Below are 21759 nucleotides of genomic sequence, written 5' to 3'. Positions count from 1 at the left end.
AAGGCAAATCAGAGAGATCAATTGATCTACAATGATTTGCCTTTGGATTATTCGATTATTTGTTCACTAATTCTAAAGCCATATCTGCTTTTTTAAGATCATGCTCTACTTGCTCTTCTACATCATAAGCATGATACATTTCATTTTCGATCATATAGGTTGCAATTTTCTCATGCAAATCGATCGCTTTTTGCAATTGAGCTTTTAATGTTTTGCGTACACTTGGCGTTGCTGTTTCTGTAATTGCTACAGCATAATTACGAACTCCAGCTTTGGCAGACATCAGTAGATCAGTAGCAATCGCCAGATCATCTAGTGGCGCTGTTGCATTAACCAACATTTCTTTTGTCATATTACTTGTAGCCATAATTACACCCCTTTATTTTTGTAAAATAGATTTTAGGTCTTCGATAGCTTTTGTAGAATTCTGAATATCTTCATCAATAATCTGTTTGAGTTGGTCATCTTTCACCAATTCACGCATCGCTACAGCTTTGGTAACACAAGAAGTTTTGAAAGTTAAAAGTTCATGAACTTCAAGTTTTTCGTGAGTTGCTAATTGCTTTGTCATTCCTTTAACACTCCTTATGATATTTCAATTTTTAAATCGCTTTCCCTTTTATATATACCTGATTAATTACAAAAATATCACTTTTAGTAAAATTAAGTAATAAAACATTTGGCACTGTATACAAAAAAGGATCGTCAGCAGTTAGGCAACGATCACTTCTTTTTATTTATATACCCACCCGTTGAACATCGTAAAAGTGGATTTCTATATTCTTTTGACTGTATTCAGCTACCTAGTTAATTTAAAGCTGTAGCTATATCATAATCATTGATATCAATATCTACATCAAGATCAAGTGCTAACTTAGCCAGTTGGTATCCGATAAAAGGCCCCATTGTTAAGCCTGAGGCTCCAAGCCCATTGGCAGTTAGTAAACCTTTCCATGCTGGAATCGCTCCTATCACAGGTAGAAATCCTGGAGTAAAAGGTCTGAATCCTACACGTACTTCTTGTAGCGTACTATCTGCAAGAGCAGGTGCTAATTCTAATCCTTTATTTAATACTTCTTGCATCCCCCCTGCTGTAACTCTAATATCATAGCCTTCGATATCATTTTCATGTGTAGCTCCAACGACTATTTTCTGTTCATCAAATGCAAGCAGATATTGATCTGTAGGCGGCATAATGACTGGCCATTTTCCTATATCATCAGATTGCTCTTGTACCTGTAAATGAATAATTTGAGCTTTCTGATAACTTACTTGTAGGTCAATCCCTAAAGGCTGAAATAATGAAGGAGCCCATGCACCCGCACATACGACCACCTGATCTGCTTGCCAACGTTCTCCATTCACAGTGACTCCAGTGACATGATGATCTTGGTATAGCAGTGTAGCATCTCCTTCAATCACCTGTGCTCCTTGTTTCTGTGCTGATCGGATTAATGCATCTCTTAGCGCCCGACCGTCTATACGAGCCGCTCCGCTAATATGAACAGCATGATAGCCTTTTTTCAGTAAAGGAAACTTTGCCTGAGTCTCTTCGTCGTTCAGAACAGTAATTTCTCCAATTTCAGGTGCATGCTCTTTACGAACCTGTGCTCGTTCTTGCATTTTGATGATTTTATCTATATCTTCATGAATACTAAGCGCTCCGACTTGCGCATATCCAGTATCCGTTTCGCCTGCATCTTCGAGTTCTTGAATCAGTTGTGGATAAAATTGCGCTCCTGCTTTGGCAAGACGATACCATGCTTGATTACGACGCTGAGATAACCACGGGCAAATAATGCCTGCCGCCGCATCGGTAGCTTGCCCTTTATCTTTCCGATCTATAATAAGTACTTCTGCTCCCATTTTGGTTAGCTGATAGGCTGTTGAAGCTCCTAGAATTCCTGCTCCAATTACGATTACTTTCTTCATCACTGCATTCCTTTCTTGTACACGAATGTCTTTATTATAACGAAAATGCAGATAATTCTCTTCTATTCTTACGATATGTACAGTAAAGAGCAGTAGGATAGACCTACTGCTCTTTGTTAGAATCAATGATAGTCGCTTCTGATCGCTATGATTTATTTGGATGGATACGGAAGTAAACCGACAACAGGATGCGGGATATATCCTTTTTCTAGAGAAGTCACTTCTTCTGGTGTTAATGTGACAGACAGAGCAGCTACAGCATCTTCCAAATGAGATGATTTGGTTGCTCCTACGATTGGAGCACTTACCGGTTGCTTTTGTAATAACCACGCCAGAGCGATATGGGAACGGGGTACGCCCCGTTTTTGTGCAATCTCAGCCACTTGGTCAATAATCACACGATCGGCATCCGCTGTAGCGTCATATTTGGATTTTTGAATCTTATCTGTTTCTGAACGTTCAGTTGTTTCATTAGGATCACGAGTTAATCGCCCGGATGCTAATGGGCTGTATGGAATCACCCCTACTCCTTCTTCTAAGCAAAGAGGCAACATCTCTCGTTCTTCTTCACGATATAACAAATTCAAATGATTCTGCATCGATACAAAAGAAGTCCAGTGATTGGCTTTAGCCGTCTGGATCGCTTTCAAAAACTGCCATGCATACATCGCAGAAGCTCCAATATATCTAGCTTTACCTGCTTTAACGACATCATGTAACGCTTCCATCGTTTCTTCGATCGGTGTCTCATAATCCCAACGATGAATTTGATACAAATCTACATAATCTGTACCTAGACGTTGAAGACTTTTATCAATTTCACTCATAATGGCTTTACGAGATAGACCTCCACCATTAGGTCCTTCATGCATTTTGCCATGCACTTTAGTCGCTAGTACAATCTCATCACGATTAGCGTATTCTTTGAGTGCACGTCCTACAATTTCTTCACTAGCGCCAAGAGAATACACATTCGCTGTATCAAAAAAGTTAATGCCTAGTTCTAATGCTTGCTTAATGATAGGACGACTTTGCTCGTCGTTAAGTACCCATGAATGAACCCAACGCTTAGGATCTCCAAACCCCATACACCCTAAACAAATGCGTGATACATCTAGTCCTGTATTTCCTAATTTGATATATTCCATGATGATTCTCCTCACTTTCGTATGGTATGATGCAAAAAATCTTGCTTCGTTAATGAACAGCTGTCTATAATAGTAGACACATTAAGCAGGATACGGTGCACAACTGCTTGTTTATATTATGCAATATATCTTGTAAGCATCGTTATCCCATTTATCTTAAATGATTGCCTAATTCTCTTATATCCAATACGTAGTAAAAGTAACACGATAGATATGATGTACATTTTATACGAATTTGGCGTAATCGACAGATATACATATTTACAAAGGAGGATTCGGGGATGTCTCAAGAAATGCAAAATAAAAAAGAGGAATTGGCTCGCTTAATCAAACGTCATTCAACTGCTGAAGGTGTTCAAGAAACAGCGATTTCTTCGTTGTTTTTTATCCGTTATTTATCGACAACAGAACCTGCTTATAAGGTTGCTCGACCTGCATTGTGTTTTATCGCTCAAGGCTCCAAAGAAATCTATCTAGCTAAAGAACGATTTTTATACAATCCGAATGATTATTTAGTCGGGTCTATAAATTTACCGGTTGTCGGTCAAGTGATCAAAGCTTCTACCGAAGAACCTTACGTTAGTTTTAAGCTTGAATTTACTCAAAAGCAGATTTTGGATGTTCTCAATGATTCTTCGATCAAGCCTAATGTGAATGATAACGCTGGACGTGCACTCTTTGTCGGGCAAATTAATTCAGGCTTGCTGGATTCGATTCTTCGCTTAGCCCGTCTGTTGGATCATCCGGCAGATATTCCTTTTTTGGCACCCTTATGTATCAAAGAAATATTGTATCGCCTGTTGCAAGGCGAATATGGAGTGACACTGGCTCAGATGGCTATGGAAGGAAGCAGTACGTACCGTATCCAAGATACAATTCAGTATATTATGGATCATTATGATCAGGCATTATCGATTGAGGAACTTGCCGAAGTAGCCAGTATGAGTGTTTCTTCGTTCCATCGCAATTTTAAAGAAGTAACTGCTATGACTCCTCTTCAATTTCAAAAGCAATTGCGATTACAAGAAGCACGGCGCTTATTGTTAGCTGAATCCGCAGATGCCGCAGATGTAGCTTTCCGCATTGGTTATGAAAGTGCTTCTCAATTCAGTCGTGAGTATGCGCGTATGTTCGGTTCACCACCACGCACAGATATCAAACGTCTCAAAGAAAAGTACGAATTTACATTTAACTCGTAGTGATACTGAACTACATTCAGAAAGTACGGTGATTCCCTTCATGCCCAAAACCGATCGACGTATTCTCAAATCACAAGAAGCGATGAAAACAGCAGTGATTGAATTGATGACTGAAAAAAGTTTTGATGAAATTACATTACAAGATATCTCGGATCGCGCCAATATCAGTCGGGGAACGATCTATCTTCATTACTCCGATAAATTTGACCTGCTTAATAAATTAATAGCAGAACATATTCAGAAATTGAGAGATATTTGCCGATCTGTAGCTGATCTTGATTTTAGAGACGCGATTTTACCGTGGTTTGAATATTTGGAACAAAACTATCTTTTTTTCTCAACGATGTTAGCTAGTAAAGGCGCTACCTATTTCCGGACGCAATTTGTTGAATTTCTAAGTGAAGAATTTGAAAATGAAGTCAAACAATCCGGTGAGAAAAATGCGAGTGTTAGTGAAGATATCCTTTTACAATTTATCGTGACTTCGTATGTGGGGATGACAGAGTGGTGGATCATCAACAATATGCCTTATTCTAGCGAAGTGATGGCTGATCAAGTAGGCTTGTTGCTCGATCGCAATTTATAATACGTTCTAAACGTACCAAAACATATGAATTATTGAACACATATGCATTTATTGTTCATTAATAGACAAATATCACTTTTTTATCGATTGTAAGCAATCTAGTTTTAGTGATAATATACAGACGTGTATTAAAGGGGACATGTTTGGCTGATCGGTAAAATGTGTTATACCTTTGATATACTAAAAAATCGAACACTTTAGCATTTCAAACGAAATTGATATTGCTTAAGGAGAAGGAGCAGAGAAACTTATGTGCAAAACACACGTACTCAGTGCTGCAAGTCCAAAAGCACCATTTGAGAAAACAACGATTGAACGGAGAGAATTACGTCCGAATGATATTTTAATTGATATCAAATTTAGCGGAATCTGTCACTCAGATATCCATAGCGCTTATGACGAATGGGGCGGCGGGATTTTCCCAATGGTTCCAGGTCATGAAATCGCTGGTGTGGTTGAAGCAGTCGGAACAGACGTCACTAAATTTGCTGTAGGCGACCGTGTAGGTGTAGGTTGTTTTGTAGATTCTTGTGGCGAATGTGAATATTGTCTACAAGGTGACGAGCAATATTGTACTAAAGGTGTTGTTCAAACGTATAACTCTAGAGACTATGATGGTAACCCGACTTATGGTGGATACAGCCAAAAAATCGTTGTTACAGATCGCTTTGTTGTCAGTATTCCAGAAGCGCTAGGCTTAGATGTAGCTAGTCCACTTCTATGTGCTGGAATCACTACCTATTCCCCTTTGAAACATTGGAATATTGGTCCAGGTAAAAAAGTAGCAATCGTGGGTGTTGGTGGTCTAGGTCACTTGGCTATTCAATTTGCTCATGCATTAGGCGCAGAAGTAACTGTATTGAGTCGTTCTATGACTAAAAAAGACGAAGCAATCGGTTTTGGAGCAGATCATTATTATGCAACAGGTGATGCAGAGACATTTACAACACTTGCGAACAAATTTGATCTGATCTTAAACACAGTGTCTGCTAACCTTGATGTGAATGCTTATCTTTCTATGCTACGTGTAGACGGAACGCTAGTAAACGTAGGTGCTCCTGCTGATCAAGATCAATACAGCGTATTCTCACTTATTATGGGTCGTCGTAGCCTTGCTGGTTCACTTGTAGGCGGTATTCCAGAAACACAAGAAATGCTTAACTTTGCAGCTGAACATAATATCGCTCCAATGATCGAAGTGATCGGTGCAGATTATGTAGGCGAAGCTTATGAGCGTGTTGTAAACAGTGATGTACGTTATCGCTTTGTTATTGATATCGCTACTTTGTAAAAGATCACTATATATTTGATCCAATCGTTCATATATACATGTCTATCAAAAAGAAGCCTTTCACTATCGAAGGGCTTCTTTTTGGTGTTTGCATTTTATCGTTAGGATATGGATATCACTCTGTTGCTTTGAGCAAAATCCACTTCTGATTCGTACCACCGTTGTCTGTCCACTGAATCACATCGCCGCCATTACTGGTTGATCCGCTGCTGATCTCAGCGACCTTATTACTATTGCGATTGATTAATTTCATCGTATTGTCTGTAAACACAGGTTTCCACTGTTGATTCGTGCCACCGTTGTCTGTCCACTGAACCACATCACCACCATCGGCTACCGATTGAGCAGATACTTCTAGCGCTTTACCTGTTTTACGATTGATTAATTTGTAATATCCATTGGTGGTTGCGACGAATTTCCATTGTTGATTTGTTCCTCCAATGTCCATCCATTGAAGCACATTCGCTCCATCTGCTGTAGACGCTTCGCTCACATCAAGCAATTTGTTACTATTCTGGTTGACGATTTTGTAATACGCATTACCATCGATCGTCGTGCCTCCACCTATTGCTCCAGAGATACCTGTAATCACAAATGTACTGACCGAATTCGCAGGTTGAGTATTAGTGAATTTCTTATTGGCTAGAGATAGTCCACTAATTGCCACCATATTCTCAGAACTACTTGTCCGATAACCGGTCACATTGCCAGTCAATGTAGTGAATTGAGATAGATCGTAATTGACTGTATTCGCTGATGTTGTGCTATTCACAGTGACAATGACTAACTTTTTGCCTACTGTATCGTAAGCCGCCACAGAGTTATTATCGACAATATCAATTATTTTGTATCCCGGACGAATAAATTTACTCCATTGTGCCATCATATGAAATTTCTTTGTAACGGTATATGTGCCTAGATTGGCACTCGCATTATTCAGATCGGTTTCGATCATACCCCAACCGCCCGGTGTCTCCACCGCTTGCCAGTAGACCCATGCACTATTTTTCATATATTTGAGATCCGACAAAATCGTACGAGACAACGTCATACCTGTGTTATCACCGTCACCATGCTCGGAATTCCACAACCGTTTACCATTAGCAGAAGTATTCAGCCCTGTGCGGTCACTACCTTGATACGTATGAGTATTGTATTGCACTAATTTGGACTTGGTAGCCGCTGAATAGCTATCAATACTTTTGCGCGTTAGATCGATACTTGTTTCTTCAGGAGCACTAATGCCAATCGGTAGACCTTTAGCTGCTATCGCATTGGATAACTGACCGATCATTACTTGTTGATTAGGCGCAAACATCACGTTACCTTCTTGACGATTGCCGAAATACCAGTAATCCGAACTAGGTTCGTTAAATGCAGATAATGTACGGAAATTAACGCCCCATTGATCACTGAACTGCTTGGTTACTGTTGTAAGATAATCGGCAAAATCATCATACATATCGTCTTTCAGATTTTCAGCAGCATTCTGATTACCCGTAACACTTCCACTCTTGGTCATCCACCACGGTGGTGAATTGGAGAACGCTTCGGCAATAAATTCGCTAGCAGGGATTCGAGATTTGGCTGCTTGTAAGATCGAGCGCTGGTTGCTGTCTCTTGTCCAATCATAAGCAGACGTTGCTGAATCCTTGAAGCCCGGAATACGTGCACGTAGTTCCATATGATTCGGATAAGCTGGATTCTCACCACCACCGATATTGTAACGAACAATATTCATTTGTAGACCGTTACTGCCAAACAATTTGTCCGCATAATCATTACGTACCGATTCAGAAGCACCCCCTACACGATTCGCCCACCATGCAAGTGATGTTCCCCAACCTTCCCATGTCTGATACTGTACATTTGGATTAACCGTTGCATTATAACTTGCCGCAGACGCATTTTTCATCGGAACCACTCCATACGTTGTGATTAGTAATGCCAGGATCAGCATACTGTGGTTGAGTATTGCTAACCGTTTTTTGTACTTTGTTTGCGCCATTCAATATGTCCTCCTTCGGATGGTGGTATTAAAATCGCCTTTATGTATACGCTTACAAAATGAATTTGAAGAAGAGATCGATTCGTAAAGAATGATCTCTTCCTCTATCATACACAGAATTGAGGGCTATTTCAATTATTTTACAATTGAAATGGAACTTCCCCATATTCGATGACATGCCTTGGAAAGTCAAAACCGTTGTCTCTTGGAGAGAGATGCCCAGACGATTTGGAAGCTAAAAAAACGCCTGACATTCTTTTTCGTCTATCGAATCAGAACGATCCATTTGATTCCTTATTTTTTAGTTAATGTCATGTTATTAAATATTGCCTCTTCTTTGAAAATATTCATTTCTCTTTCTGTTGGTTCTTATAAATTAATGGCTCTATAAATTTACGCTTTGGAATCGTCCCCTCTATTAATATCAATTCTATTCCAGTGTATGAGTCATTGTATAGGTCTGTTATACAGCTATGTTCTTCTTCTCTAAGTTCCATTCCAAATATTTCAGTGAAATAAATAATCCATTCACCATTAATATAATTAATAGATGGTTGCGGATTAGGCTCGAACATGTCCCTAATTAAATAATTACTTTCTATACTTAAGCCTATCCATTCATTCTCTTGATTAAAAAGCAATTTACATACCTTATCTGCTTCTCCACCAGTATTCAAATGAATACATTGTTCTCGTGAGTAGAAGTAAAGGTAAATCAATGTTAAATCGCTTTGATTAATTAAAGTGATTTTCATTTTTTTTATATCCTTTTTTATTCTGTTATATGGAGAATATACTTTTATTAGCTACTTTTTCTAATATCCTATATCTTCTAAATAGCAATGTACTCACTCTCAGTAAGACTTAAGAATTCAATATCAGCACAATAAAAATGGATGATTCCATTCTCGTAATCTTCGACTTCATATTTCATTGGGTAATAGCCGTTTTCCGTTAAATCTTTAATATTAAATCCACTTATTTGAGTTAATGTTCCTCCAGATTGAAAACGTAAAGCCTCTACGTTAAAAAATCTTATAAGTAATTCATAAGTTTTTCCATTTTCTTTGATTAAGAACGTTATATCAAGTATAGAAGTATTTTCAAAATATTTGTTTTGAATAACTTGAAAATGTAAGTCTGAAAGCCACTCAATTGTATGGATTGAGAAATTATTGATGATAGGTTTTATACTTTCTATATTCCTGATCATTTTTGAAAATGCTCCCTAAATATCTAATTTGCGTGTAACACTCCTGTATTCACGGTCGACATCATGTTCCCTTAGAGTCAATTTATAACTAGCTATAAATTATTAAACACTTAATGAATAGACGTCTTGAGATCTTAGTAAATGGATGTGATCCTTCGATTCTCAGAGTAAATCGGAACTTCAATATGATTTTATCCTAAAGAAGTTCTGGAAGCAGCCATTGCATTTAGAGTATTCTCAAAATAACGATATACTTCATCTGCAATCCCTAGAAACTCTTCAACATGTACATGACTATCCAAGTAACAAGCATACAGATAATCAACTAAAGCCGAGTCAATCTTACAATAGTCTAATATAGCATTTTTCATCTTAACCATATCATCTTCCCATACACCTGTATCTTCCAAAACCAAAGAGTATAATGCACGAATTAATCGCTTAGAATAACCTTTTATATATCTCATTTTCATTTTGGGATCACTAGCATCAGAAAGTGAATGATGTATACGATCTACTTCATCTTTGGTCTCTTTATTTAAATCTACAATGAACTCAGGAGAAATGATGATCGGCGGTACTTTTTCACCAATGTCTTGACCGTATACGCAGACACAAATGATCTTTACCCAAAACCCCCACTCATTTGGTTTACTTAATACATCGTCCATCGAGCAAATGATCGTATCAATCTTGGTGAGTACTGGATATTCTTCCAAAAGCCTGTCTTTAATCTTTGACAATCTCTCGTAATCTATATCTTTAGGATCTACACATACAATCGTAAAATCTGCATCTGATTTAAAAGGTGTAGCTGTTCCTTTTGGGATCGAGCCGCACATATAAATGCTATGAATCTTCCCTTTAAATTCGGTGAGTACATTATCTATATACTTATCAACAAAATCCTTATATTCGCTTTGTATTTCAATTTTATTTATGACTTTTTCTAATATCATGTAGACTCCCCCTCAACTAAAAACTTCTTCTGACTAAAATACGTGCTTTCCTGATATTCAGGTATCTTAATTCACTCCAATAAACGTGTTATTTAACTTAGCCGATTGGACGTATAAGTCCGAATTCATACTCCCAATATTTCTTTTGGCGACCAAAGAGCGCATATGACAATGTATGAACTTTTTATTAATAGATGTGCTAATTTCTTTGTGTTATCGCAAAAGTTCTGCAATCGCTTTTAATGGTTTTAGGGTATCACCGTATGTATCACTTGTTAATGCAACAACTATATTTTGAGAATGATCTACACAGATATACTGTCCACCCATACCCATAGCGAAATAAAAAGAGTTCTCTAAAGATTCATTGGCCACCCACCAGTGATGACCATAATAACCGATATCATCATATGTTAAATACTTTGGTTGGGTTGAAGTCGCTATCCATTCTTCACTAAGTAGTTGTCGTTTCCCACAACGTCCCTTGTTTAAGTAAAAGTAGCCGAATTTTTGCATATCTTGTATAGACATATGTATCCCAAAACCACCAATATGAACTCCCTGAGGATCTACATGCCATATGAAATCTTTCATCTTCAAACTAGAGAATAGATACTTTATTGCGAAATCTTTGGCACTCATTCCGGATACCTGTTGAAGTATTGCTAATAATAAATGGCTACAGCCAGAATTATAGTTCATTCTTTCACCAGGTTCGGCATTTAATGGGCGCTCTAATATATAATCAACCCAGTTCGAACTATGTATCATGGCTGGCCAGCCATTCCATTCCCCCAACTCAGGCCAATCAAATCCTGCACTCATACTCAATAAGTGCTCAATGGTAATGCTTTGTTTCCGGATATCTTTATCCTGTAGAAGCGAAGGGAAGTAATGAACAATCGGCGTATGAAGATCTGCAATTAATCCCTGTTCGACAGCAATTCCAATTAAGCATGAAGTAATACTTTTCGTACACGAATTGATTTTGTGGAGCTTATCTTTCGATTTATTGTTTCTAAAATATTGAAGTACAATATCTGAACCTACGCTTATTAGACAACTTTCTATTTTTTCCTTTTTTAAATAGCTAATAAATGATTTCATTTTTTCATCGTTGATTTGAGACTGATTCAGAGATTCAATGATCATAGGCTTGCTCCTATTCATTATTTATGAAGATCATTTGAAGATTTGTGTTTTATATCCACGAAAAGAACGATGCAAAAGATTAAAAACTTACTGTCCTGAAATATTCCATCTTACTGTCAATAAAGCTATTATCAAAGTCAGCTTCCTCTATGAGCTCTGCTTCAGTAAAACATAAGCTAAAGAGCCATAGTTGTCTAATTACCACGAATAGAGAGACGGCTTCTACATCATTTCTACTTAGATCTCTTACATTCCTGTAGCCGTTTAGAAATGCTTCCCAAAGTCTTTCAACTTCATCTTTATTATGACCACTGTGAATTTCTCTCGCCAATCTAAACTCTGCGATATCATAAGATCTCCATCCATAACCGCAAATATCAAAATCATAATGTGTTAATTTCCCATTGTCAGTAAAGGCTACATTGGTGTTACCATGCAAGTCTCCATGACAAATCCCCCAATCTAATCCTTCTCCTATCTTCATCGCTAGCTGTTCCTTTAATCCTGAGATTAGTTCATAAATGAAATGGTAATCTTCTAGACGCTGTTCCATATGTAATTTGATGTTATTAAGCGGTCTCTCTATTAGATATTCCAAATCTAGAGTATCTCTTACGTGTTCACTTTTAAAATGTTCAGTCACTTTATGAATTCGAGCAACGGATTCGCCAAACAAATAACTATCTTCTACAGTATGAATTGGTTTTTCATTACCTTCTGCATAACTAAACATAACGCCATGTTTCACACCTTCCATGACCAAAAAATCGTTTATAAAGGTGCCGTCTTTTTTGGTAATCGGTACGGATACGCTTACATTATTCCCATTGAGATGATTCAATACATCCAATTCAAAAGCTATCTCCGATTTATTTCTTCGATCCGCACGATACACTCTAAATATATATTTACTCGACTCGGTATCTACAATGTAGGTATCGTTCATACCTTTAAGGAAGTATTTTAAATGAATAGGTTCTTGAAAGTCATAATTGTCTTTAATATGTGCTAGTAATGCTTGCTTGGACAAAAGTGAGTAGGTAACAGGAAATAAGCTCAAATCTACACCATCCTTTTGACTTGTAATTTTCCTTTAATTTAATATATTTTGGTAGTTATTTATCTTTATTTACTTCCAAATCATTCGATATAAGCAACCAACTTTCACCTTGGCTTGTCCATTAGTAACTAGCTTCTAGGCTTTAGATGATCAGTAGATTTTTATGGTGTGAACTAATTTCCTATAACGTTTCTGTATTCATGAACCCTGAAGGGGTTGTCTGCCGAAATGCCTCTTCGAAATCCATCTAACAGACCAAGGCTCCAGAGGAGCCGCTGCTTGAATATTATATTATACGACGGAATTTTTTCTTGAATTTGCTGACTCTATCTGTATTCATGTGAAAAATTTATTTATTCTCATCGAAATTAAAAATCATTGTAAAATAAGCTGTTTAATTGTACCTCATGTTTAAGTTATCTTCAATCCAACTTACTAAGACTTTTCGCAAACTTTTTTTAGCTTGGCGATTTTTCCGTATAAGGTTAGTGTATAAACTATCCATTGATCTATTGAAATTCACCTCATATTCAAGAAAAGCAAATTCCCCTGAATGAAAATGTCCTGATCTAACATTCCCGTAGAGATAGTCAAGAAGTTTTAAATCTACATCTTCACCCAAATATTTTCTGCAAATCTCAGAGAAACTCATCTTTTCACTTTTTCCTAGAGCTTCAACAGAAGCTACCATATAAGATATAGCTGAAGTTTCATTAAATTGCTCAATATTCTTAGCAAGTGCGTAAATACGAGATGCGTTTCTAAAAAATTCGTATTTATTGACATTTTTCTCTTCAAGCTGTTTGATCTCACGAAAATATTCTCTGATCTTCCTTGGAACTTTAATAGAGTTATACGGATTATGGATCTCTGCAAATGAACCTTCTAAATATTCATTTTTCATTGTAGATTTTTTCTTTATTTCTCTATTTTTGAATTTATCTTCTAAAAAAGCATCACTATCTATTTGATAAGTAACCTTCGTCTTCATTTCCTCAGGAAGCAAATAAATCGGACCATAATCATATCCAGGTTTATCTTCAGGAGTAATGCCATAAAAATTATCTTTTATATATAAGCCTAGCTCTTTATCATATGCACCTGTACGATAACGGGAAGCTTGCAATCTCCCAAAATTGTCTTTCATTAAAAAATTCATATATTTTGACCTTAAATCTTGAAATCCAACGTCTATGAGTAAAGACAAAAAAGCTGTAAAATCTGAAACAATGTTGTATGCCATACTTCTAGCTTGATCTAAGTTAACTGCTCTGACTTCCACATCAAATACAATAATATGTTCTGAGAATGATTCATCTTTCTCAAAATCCATTAAAGGAAACATCTGAATCTTATTCCCCCAGTTTATTGTATAAACACCTTTTATAGTTGTTTTGTTAAAGATACACTTATATACTCGAACAGTATATTTACTTGAATTTTCTTTGTATACACTATTCAATAGTTTGATTTGTATATTTTTATAAATATACAATTCCAAATCATTTTCATTTATCTGATGATGGGCGACAGAGACGTTCATGCTTTTAAAGATATCCTTCGTAAAATTAAACTCCAAAACTAAATTTAGATCTTCAAAAGTTCTAATTTGATCTTTATATATACAAGTTACAACAGTTTCATCGTTGATCTCTTTCGTAATGATTTGAGCGTTCTTGTTCTTTAAAATTTCAGAACGTTCAGCGGTTAAAACATCAATATTTTGGTCAAAATCTAAATCAACAGCTAATTCTACCATTTTGGTATCTTTATTTATTTCACTCATCTTTGTTCACACCTACTTTTTAGATTTAATCTTACGATCTTAGATTCTATAAGCTAATGAAAATTTAAACTTAATCCTTTCTTCTATCTTTGATTCTGTCGTATAACGTTCCTGTATTCACGACCCGACGTATGCCAGACATAGGGCATATGCCCGCAGCGTGAATATCCTGTTAAGCAAAGTGATTTTCCTTTGCTTTCAAATTGTTCAATTCCTTTATTACAACGAATACTATTTTCCGTTGTCATAAGCTACTATTTCACCTTCCATAGCATAAAAATTCATTGTAATTTGATGGTCTGTCTTTTTAAAGTCAGCCATATATTGAAGATAGTCGGCCATTGAAGCAGCTTTAACTTCAAATACTCTATAAATTTCATTTGTTTCTAACCCATTTTTCAAATCTGCACATCCAATAATCTCATCTCTATCAGAACTTGAATTAAGTTTCTTAATAAAGATTTTTTCGAATCTAAAGTCAAAACTGTAAATTTCATTATTGGGTTTAATAATTAATGGATATATCTTAATTTCATTAGGTAATTCAGATAATTCGTTTTCTACCTCGATAAAGAAAGCAAGAAAATCAATTTTACTTTTATTGTTTTGGAACTGCATTTTAAATTTAATTTGTTGAATTCTTTGGCTATTATCTAAGCAGTTAGGAACTTGTTGGATGACTTCTTGTAATATATTACCTATAGTTTTTATAACATAGTCATTGATTTCTTTTATTTTTCCTAATGCTTCTGTACGATCATAGAATACATCTTTATAAACAAATTGATTAATATAAAACTCATTAGTATTGCCCACCATAAAACTATTTTTCACTGTAATAAGTATTGTTTTTATATGCTTGATATAGTTATCAAATGCAGACAGATATTTAAACTCGTTATCATTTTTTATTGTAGAGAGTTGTTGATAAATAGTTGTAAAATTGTTATTTACCTTGGATAGTACATTTCTCAATAGCATTCTGTCTGTTACATCATAAGATTCATCTCCAAGTAAAGCAGCATTTACGATTTGAAATAAAACATCCGTGCTTAATCTTGCATAATGGAAAAACTCTATTGAGTTTTTCTGCAGGAACGCTACATCATCGACTACGTAGCCAGCTATATTTAGGTTGGTTTTATCCAGATGGTCTTTTCTAAACGAAGCAATTCCTTCTTTTAAAGCAAGTTCCATGATCTCATTTTTCGTAGATTCTAGTATGTTCTTGCGATGTTCATACACTTTATTGATCAAATTGTATGACATATCCATGTATTCTAGTGTTTCGTTGAGACTTTCAACATATTGCCACGCATCATAAACTTTATGTTCGGCAAGAGTTCTTTCTAATAACTTAAAATCGATATTCATAACTTCTCTCCTTCAATTTAAATTTATGTGATTTCAAAAAAAGTTTTTAGCATTTCGCTTAACGTTCTCTATTAACGACCCGACTTATGTCGAGTGTCCCGCGAATGCCCGCAGCTTTAACATTGTGTTAAACAAAATCTGCTTCTTATCATATAGATTTAATTTAAATCTAATTCTTTTATTACATCTCCTATTTGTTGCTGTATTTTCATATCATTTTTTAAATCATTACGGAAATGAATTTCGTTTTGGAATTTCGGCCAATTCCCGGTCTTCTCTCGAATATGATAAACAATCTCTGCTTCTATAGTTTCTGTTAGATATTTTATTTGTTTATCTTTAGGCTGATCTTCTAAAATTTTATAATTAGTCATTGGACCAAAAGTGAAGAAATGTGCATCAACACTATGAGTTTTTCCTTTAAAGCCATAACTGTACAAACGATTAAGTCCGCTATTGATTGTAGCTAATGGAGACCTATTTGAACTACATTCACCTACGTAGATATATTCTTTTGTATCCGAATCTAATAATACATAAACGACACCTTCACCTTGAACCCATGAATTTTTATTTCTCTTTCCGAATAATTCTTTTGATAAGATTCCTTGATTCTTTATTGCGTACCTATCATTTTCTTGGAGTTGAAATTCTAATGTTTTTTGTAAATGTTTCATTACTAGCTCCTTTGTTATAAATTTCGCTTGACATAAAATTTACGAATTTCTGTCATTCCTCCTATATCGCTGTATTCACGAACTTTATACATCACGAATTTATTGCAGCATTTCCGACCTTCTTAACATAGCTTTTTTAAAAAATTCTATCCGATCAAACAGACTTTGAATATTCCTGCTATTATGATTGCTCACATGAGTGTAACGTTCTGTTGTTCGTACACTCTGATGTCCAAGCAACTCTTGAATATAGAGAAGATCAGTTTCATTTTCCAATAGATGGGTATCAAAGGAATGTCTTAGCGAATGCAAACTCACCTGCTTGCGAATGTCGGGTTGATTGAGCGCCTTTTCAAACGCTTTTTTGCGGATCGTTCAGTTAGGTCACGTCCTGTTCGCTATCCTCGGAATAGCTAGACGGTTGGCTTTTGATCGCTTGATTCATACAAGCATAGGAACGATTTTTCTCGAAGAAAGATAAAGTATAGGTTTGTACTGCAGTAAAGTGACTCTATATTTCAAGAACAGTAAAAACAGCAAAAAAGTATTAAATTTATAAGGTATAAGCTTTGATCGTTTTATTGCTGTATCCTCTAGTTTTTAATATTAAGTTTTTAAACCTTATATTATCATATATTACTATATTTTGGAAATTATTTTGATCACAAAAAAGGACTTCCAGATGATATCCATCTAAAAATCCTCATTCCTTCAGCACGTATCATTATTATTCAACATATAAAACACCATCTTTCAGCTCGGTGACCAGTTACCATACCACGCATAACCCGTTCTTCTTTCCTGATCAATATCGCTCAATTTATATTTCACAATACCATCACGTCCGATAAAAATAGGTTTGTTCGTATTCAGTTCATAAAATCTTGTCCAGATCGGTTTGGTCACACTGGAATCATTTACTACGATCACATCGTTATTTTCTTTCACCACTTTGATCCCTACAATTTGCACAACTTTGAACCAGTCTTCTGCTGCTTTAATCGAACTCGCAATTTGGGAAGTGGAAGGTCTGGTTTTGAGGAATTTCACAATGGTTGCGCTCTCTTTGGAACTGAGTGAAGGGACTTCATAGATGCGTGCGGCGGCAGGTTTGAGTGTACTGGAATCATGCTGTTGTCCCCATACTGTCAATTTGCCTCCTGAAGTGACTTGAGTCTTTAAGATACAACTGACTCCTTTATCGACAGACTGTTTACTTTTGCTAGCTAGATTGCTGTCGATAAATGCAAAATCACCCTTTTTATTACCGACTTCATCTAACAAAATCATAACGTTAATCATCGCATCATCATTGTACGTAATATGCGTATGGTAGCCTGAACTTTGATAGACTTGCGGCCATCCTCCATTCGCATATTGCATATTAATCAGAAAATTAATCCCTTTGATCGCAGCTGCTGAATATTTGCTGTCTTTGGTTTTAGTGTATTCACTGGCCAATCTACGAATCTCAGTATATGTCGCTTTGTTGTCGATCGTAGACTTCGCCCAGTCTCCACTGGTTTCAGCGTAGTCCTTCTTCCATCCGCCATCGGTTTGTTGATTTTTGATAATATCTGCCAGACTGGCTGTAGTGCCTGAAGCGTCTGCCGCCATTACAGTTGTCGTAGGCGATAATAGAGCGACGGGTACAGAAAGCAACATCGTGAACGCTAACACAATCGATATTCTATTCTTTTTCATTAGTTAAATCTCCTTTTACATACATTATTTGATAACGCTTACAATCTTTAATAGCGATCTTATTATAGTTTGTTTCTTATGTAAATAATTTCCTTTTAATCTGATATACAGTATAAAAAAACGGATCAGAGCTTATATAGATAGCTCGATCCGTTTTTCTTATTTTTTATTCTATATGTCAGTTGCATATTCTATCCTCATTTATTCAATCTTAGCCCCTAGCGAACGTGCTACTAATACGGCTTGTTCTCGATCCAGACGTGTATTTTTGATGATCAATACTTTCAGATCTACACCCTCCAGATTAGCCCCTCGAAGGTCTGTTCCATGCAAGTTCGCTTTGATTAATACAGCGCCGGTAAGATCACATTTTCTTAAGTCAGCCAGAGATAAGTCTGCATTGGAGAAGTCGGTTTCATAGAATTTAATTTCTCTCAAATCTTGCTTTTTAAATATCGTATAACTCAAATTCGTGTACGACCAATCGCCTTTATGGAGCGTAATCCCATCCATCTGAGCACCGGCAAAGTCTGATCCTGTCATTTTACACAAATTAAATTTGGCGACAAATAGATTAGCACCTGTGAAAGAGCAGTTTTCAAATGCGGATTCGGTATGTATCGAACCATTTAATGTGGCTCCCTTAAAATCGCACTCGATAAAACGGCAATAACTTGTTTCTATTTCGTCCATTGATACGTTCATAAACGTACATTTTTTAAACGTACAATTTATCAGTTCTCCATATCGCAAATCGCGTCCATCAAATTCAACCGCATCGTATTCTTGATCTTTATATTGATACACAATAACCCTCCAAAATAAATAAAGTCATTTGAGCAAATCTAGTTTAATATACCATATAGGTGTCAAGTCCCTGCTTAAATGGATGTGAAAGTCAATTCCTTTTTTTAAAGTGTTCATTTAGATTGCTTCTGCTATAGATTTAGGCTATTTTTAATAGATATGACTTGTATCATATCAGTGTATTTTTCACAATTCAATTACGGAGTGTTCTAAAATTGTTCACATTTAAATGACATTATTATTAACGAAGTCAAGTTACAGAATTCACCTACTATAAACAGTGATATAATTACTACATTATATCGTATAAAATTTTAATTATATAGAAATGGGTAGATGATAATGATGAATAATAGTGCGCAGTCTAACATTACAGTGGAGTACAGTTCAATACCTAAAGCTTTTTTTGATACAATCAAAGTCGGTATTATCAAATCTAATCTGATTGCTGTTATTGCTGGTTTATGTATGGCACTTTATGTATTTAATGAATCCGTCTGGGGACAAATTGTACCGATTATCCTCGCTATGGTTGGATCGACTTTGATTATTGCTTCCGCAGGAGCATTTAATAACTTGTATGACCGGGATATTGATGCCATTATGGAACGAACCCGAACCCGTCCAACCGTTACTGGCCAAGTGGATACCAAAACAGGTTTGATTATCGGTTTTACGATGACAATTTTGGGTGCTATTGTATTGTATATGGCTACGCCAATGGCGGCTGTGTTCGGTATATTGGGACTTTTTCTGTATGTCGTTCCCTATACCATGTGGACAAAGCGTACAACAGTCTACAATACGGAAGTTGGTAGTCTTTCTGGAGCCGTGCCACCATTGATTGGTTGGTGTGCGATTTCACAAGATTTGGGGCATTTCGAAATTTGGGCACTTGTCGTAACAATGTTACTATGGCAGATGCCGCATTTCTACGGTATTGCAATTCGCAGATTTGATGAATACAAAGCAGCAAGCGTTCCTATGCTTCCGATCGTTAAAGGAATCAGACGCACGTATATTCAGACCAATGTATATATCGTATTGCTTTTATTCTCAAGCTTCCTGTTCTGGACATTAAGTCCTTATGTGACTCTCGTATCTTTTGTGGTAACACTAGCATGGTTGATTCTCAGTGTATCCACATTCAAAAAATACGAAAACAAAAAATGGTCACACAAAATGTTTATCTTCTCGATCAATCATATTACGATTATCTTCTTGATGATTATTGCGTACTGTTTGATCGCTTAATAGATCATAGGTACGTGATGATTAGAGCTATAATCGGTTCTCTCTTCTATAGAGGAATCGATTATAGCTTTTTTTATTTTGCTTTTATTTTTGCATTAGAGAAACTTTTTTTCTTTAGATGAGTTTAACCTTTTAAGTGGAGAAACCGAATATACATAAGTGAGCACTATTCTAACGGGAAAGAAGATGAGATAACAATGAACCGGAATACTCGAAATCTATGGCTAACGATAACATTCGCATTCTTGATGAGCTTTTTCATTTTACTTCCGCAGACAACGACAGCGGCATCTACACAAATTATGTTGGATAACCAGCCTATCGAAGGTGCTGGTGATGTCATGATTACCAATCAGACGACAATGGTTCCTATTCGAGTGATCTCCGAAAAGTTGGGCTATAACGTAAAGTGGAAAAAGTCAGATCAACAAGTGACCATATCGAATCCTTCTGCAACAATCAAGCTGACGGTTGGACAGTCTAATGCAGACTCTACCCGTGGCAATGTGGTACTAGAGCAATCTCCATTTATGAAGTCTAATACAACCTATGTTCCTTTACGTTTTGTCGGTACAGAGATGGGATTGAAAGTAAAATGGGATAACACATCCAAAACAGTTCATTTAGAAAAAGTAACTGCTGGGCCGGATACCAATAATGGAGTTACACCTGATCCCAATAGTACGACTATCGAAGGGATTAGCTACAGTGACAATCGCTTAATGATTTCGTCGAGCGATAAAGTAAATCCAGTAGACTCTGTCCTTACGAATCCGAATCGCATCGTGATCGACTTGCCCAAAACATCTTTCGGTGCAGGATTTCTACAAGGCACTGAATTAAAACAAGGTGAAGTTGGAACGATACCGGTGACTGGATCAGCAGATGTGAAGCAGATTCGTTACTCTATCTTCAGTAGCCAGCCTTCTCAAGTCCGTGTCGTGATCGATCTTAATCAAAGCAAATCGTATAAACTGTATCAACAAAATGATCTGACTTTTGTCGATCTCAATACCACTGCAACCACCAAACCGGTTGGCTCTGGCGGTAAAAAAGTAGTGATTATTGATCCCGGTCATGGAGATACCGATTCAGGTGGTATAGGAGCTACAGGCGTACTTGAAAAAAATGTAGTTCTAAATGTAGGGAATAAAGTCGCTGCCCTACTCAAAAAAGAATCGCAAATTGATCTGATTATGACACGCACCGATGATACATTTATTCCGTTAGATAGTCGTGTGAAAATCGCTGAAGATGCTAATGCCGATGTGTTTCTTTCGATTCATGGTAATGCGGCTCCTAACAAAGACGCTAGCGGTACTGAAACATTCTATGCCGATACCAAGCGCAGTAAGCTGTTATCTGATATTATTCAAAAACATGTGCTTGCCGCTACAGGGTTTAAAGATCGCAACTCCAAGCAAGCCAACTATCTGGTGATCCGCAAAACAACCATGCCAGCAGCGCTACTTGAAATTGGATTTTTGACTAACAAAACAGAAGAATCCATTATGGTACAAGATGATTTTCAAAATAAAGTAGCGCAAGCGATTGTAGCAGGGCTTAAAGAATATTTGAATATCAAATAAATCTGCTTTGTTTATGATGA

Annotated in this window: 21 protein-coding genes; 5 read left to right on the top strand and 16 right to left on the bottom strand. The window is 36.4% G+C overall.

The window, feature by feature from the left end; translation table 11 throughout:
- Positions 1–55: 55 nt before the first annotated feature.
- From PaeCFBP13512_RS06315 to PaeCFBP13512_RS06300, 4 genes are all read right to left on the bottom strand, one after another.
- Complete coding sequence (locus PaeCFBP13512_RS06315; RefSeq protein WP_083243593.1) at positions 56–367, bottom strand: spore coat protein; 312 nt, start codon at positions 365–367, stop codon at positions 56–58.
- Positions 368–379: 12 nt separating this feature from the next.
- On the bottom strand, positions 380–571 hold the full coding sequence (locus PaeCFBP13512_RS06310) for a spore coat protein (RefSeq protein ID WP_069328843.1): 192 nt from the start codon (positions 569–571) through the stop codon (positions 380–382).
- Positions 572–807: 236 nt separating this feature from the next.
- A complete protein-coding gene (locus PaeCFBP13512_RS06305) occupies positions 808–1932 on the bottom strand; it encodes an NAD(P)/FAD-dependent oxidoreductase (protein ID WP_137221947.1) in 1125 nt (374 codons plus the stop codon).
- Positions 1933–2084: 152 nt separating this feature from the next.
- A complete protein-coding gene (locus tag PaeCFBP13512_RS06300; protein WP_137221945.1) occupies positions 2085–3080 on the bottom strand; it encodes an aldo/keto reductase in 996 nt (331 codons plus the stop codon).
- A 281-nt stretch (positions 3081–3361) separates the two neighbouring features.
- On the opposite strand from PaeCFBP13512_RS06300, the gene PaeCFBP13512_RS06295 reads away from it, so the two are divergent.
- From PaeCFBP13512_RS06295 to PaeCFBP13512_RS06285, 3 genes are all read left to right on the top strand, one after another.
- A complete protein-coding gene (locus PaeCFBP13512_RS06295; protein WP_069328840.1) occupies positions 3362–4279 on the top strand; it encodes an AraC family transcriptional regulator in 918 nt (305 codons plus the stop codon).
- 40 nt (positions 4280–4319) lie between these two features.
- Positions 4320–4865, top strand: a complete 546-nt coding sequence (locus PaeCFBP13512_RS06290; protein WP_069328839.1) for a TetR/AcrR family transcriptional regulator — start codon at positions 4320–4322, stop codon at positions 4863–4865.
- 250 nt (positions 4866–5115) lie between these two features.
- Positions 5116–6156 carry an NAD(P)-dependent alcohol dehydrogenase gene (locus tag PaeCFBP13512_RS06285; protein ID WP_137221943.1) on the top strand — a complete coding sequence of 347 codons (1041 nt, stop codon included), beginning with the start codon at positions 5116–5118 and terminating at the stop codon, positions 6154–6156.
- A 115-nt stretch (positions 6157–6271) separates the two neighbouring features.
- On the opposite strand, the gene PaeCFBP13512_RS06280 is transcribed toward PaeCFBP13512_RS06285, so the two are convergent.
- The 12 genes from PaeCFBP13512_RS06280 to PaeCFBP13512_RS06225 all read right to left on the bottom strand — a co-directional run bounded on the left by PaeCFBP13512_RS06280 (position 6272) and on the right by PaeCFBP13512_RS06225 (position 18896).
- Positions 6272–8164, bottom strand: a complete 1893-nt coding sequence (locus PaeCFBP13512_RS06280; protein ID WP_137221941.1) for an RICIN domain-containing protein — start codon at positions 8162–8164, stop codon at positions 6272–6274.
- 347 nt (positions 8165–8511) lie between these two features.
- The gene (locus PaeCFBP13512_RS06275; RefSeq protein ID WP_137221939.1) at positions 8512–8919 is read right to left on the bottom strand and encodes a hypothetical protein; all 408 of its coding nucleotides are present in this window, start codon (positions 8917–8919) and stop codon (positions 8512–8514) included.
- Positions 8920–8996: 77 nt separating this feature from the next.
- Complete coding sequence (locus tag PaeCFBP13512_RS06270) at positions 8997–9377, bottom strand: hypothetical protein (protein WP_137221937.1); 381 nt, start codon at positions 9375–9377, stop codon at positions 8997–8999.
- Positions 9378–9568: 191 nt separating this feature from the next.
- Positions 9569–10336: a nucleotidyltransferase domain-containing protein gene (locus PaeCFBP13512_RS06265; RefSeq protein WP_137221934.1), complete on the bottom strand. Its 768-nt coding sequence runs from the start codon at positions 10334–10336 to the stop codon at positions 9569–9571.
- Between the two features lie 213 nt (positions 10337–10549).
- Positions 10550–11488: a serine hydrolase domain-containing protein gene (locus PaeCFBP13512_RS06260; RefSeq protein ID WP_137221932.1), complete on the bottom strand. Its 939-nt coding sequence runs from the start codon at positions 11486–11488 to the stop codon at positions 10550–10552.
- A gap of 79 nt (positions 11489–11567) precedes the next feature.
- Complete coding sequence (locus tag PaeCFBP13512_RS06255; RefSeq protein ID WP_137221930.1) at positions 11568–12548, bottom strand: phosphotransferase; 981 nt, start codon at positions 12546–12548, stop codon at positions 11568–11570.
- Between the two features lie 394 nt (positions 12549–12942).
- Positions 12943–14334 (bottom strand): hypothetical protein, encoded by a 1392-nt coding sequence (locus PaeCFBP13512_RS06250; RefSeq protein WP_137221928.1) that lies wholly within the window; start codon positions 14332–14334, stop codon positions 12943–12945.
- A 231-nt stretch (positions 14335–14565) separates the two neighbouring features.
- Positions 14566–15708 carry a hypothetical protein gene (locus PaeCFBP13512_RS06245; protein WP_137221926.1) on the bottom strand — a complete coding sequence of 381 codons (1143 nt, stop codon included), beginning with the start codon at positions 15706–15708 and terminating at the stop codon, positions 14566–14568.
- A gap of 158 nt (positions 15709–15866) precedes the next feature.
- Positions 15867–16385, bottom strand: coding sequence for a hypothetical protein (locus PaeCFBP13512_RS06240; protein WP_137221924.1), 519 nt, complete (start codon positions 16383–16385; stop codon positions 15867–15869).
- Positions 16386–16484: 99 nt separating this feature from the next.
- Entirely contained in the window at positions 16485–16703 is a 219-nt protein-coding gene (locus PaeCFBP13512_RS06235) for a tyrosine-type recombinase/integrase (protein WP_241669296.1), read from the bottom strand.
- Positions 16704–17138: 435 nt separating this feature from the next.
- On the bottom strand, positions 17139–18089 hold the full coding sequence (gene pelA, locus PaeCFBP13512_RS06230; RefSeq protein WP_137221922.1) for a pectate lyase: 951 nt from the start codon (positions 18087–18089) through the stop codon (positions 17139–17141).
- A gap of 201 nt (positions 18090–18290) precedes the next feature.
- A complete protein-coding gene (locus PaeCFBP13512_RS06225; protein WP_137221920.1) occupies positions 18291–18896 on the bottom strand; it encodes a pentapeptide repeat-containing protein in 606 nt (201 codons plus the stop codon).
- 342 nt (positions 18897–19238) lie between these two features.
- Between PaeCFBP13512_RS06225 and cyoE the strand changes: the two genes are divergently transcribed.
- Positions 19239–20150, top strand: coding sequence for a heme o synthase (gene cyoE / locus PaeCFBP13512_RS06220; RefSeq protein ID WP_069328616.1), 912 nt, complete (start codon positions 19239–19241; stop codon positions 20148–20150).
- A 197-nt stretch (positions 20151–20347) separates the two neighbouring features.
- Entirely contained in the window at positions 20348–21739 is a 1392-nt protein-coding gene (locus PaeCFBP13512_RS06215; RefSeq protein ID WP_241669295.1) for an N-acetylmuramoyl-L-alanine amidase family protein, read from the top strand.
- Positions 21740–21759: the final 20 nt, after the last annotated feature.

Origin of the sequence: Paenibacillus sp. CFBP13512 (genome assembly GCF_005233705.1) — a bacterium.
In the GTDB taxonomy this organism is placed as follows: domain Bacteria; phylum Bacillota; class Bacilli; order Paenibacillales; family Paenibacillaceae; genus Saccharibacillus; species Saccharibacillus nuruki.
The sequence above is the reverse complement of the archived record's forward strand: the minus strand, read 5'-3'. Positions and strand labels throughout refer to the sequence as shown.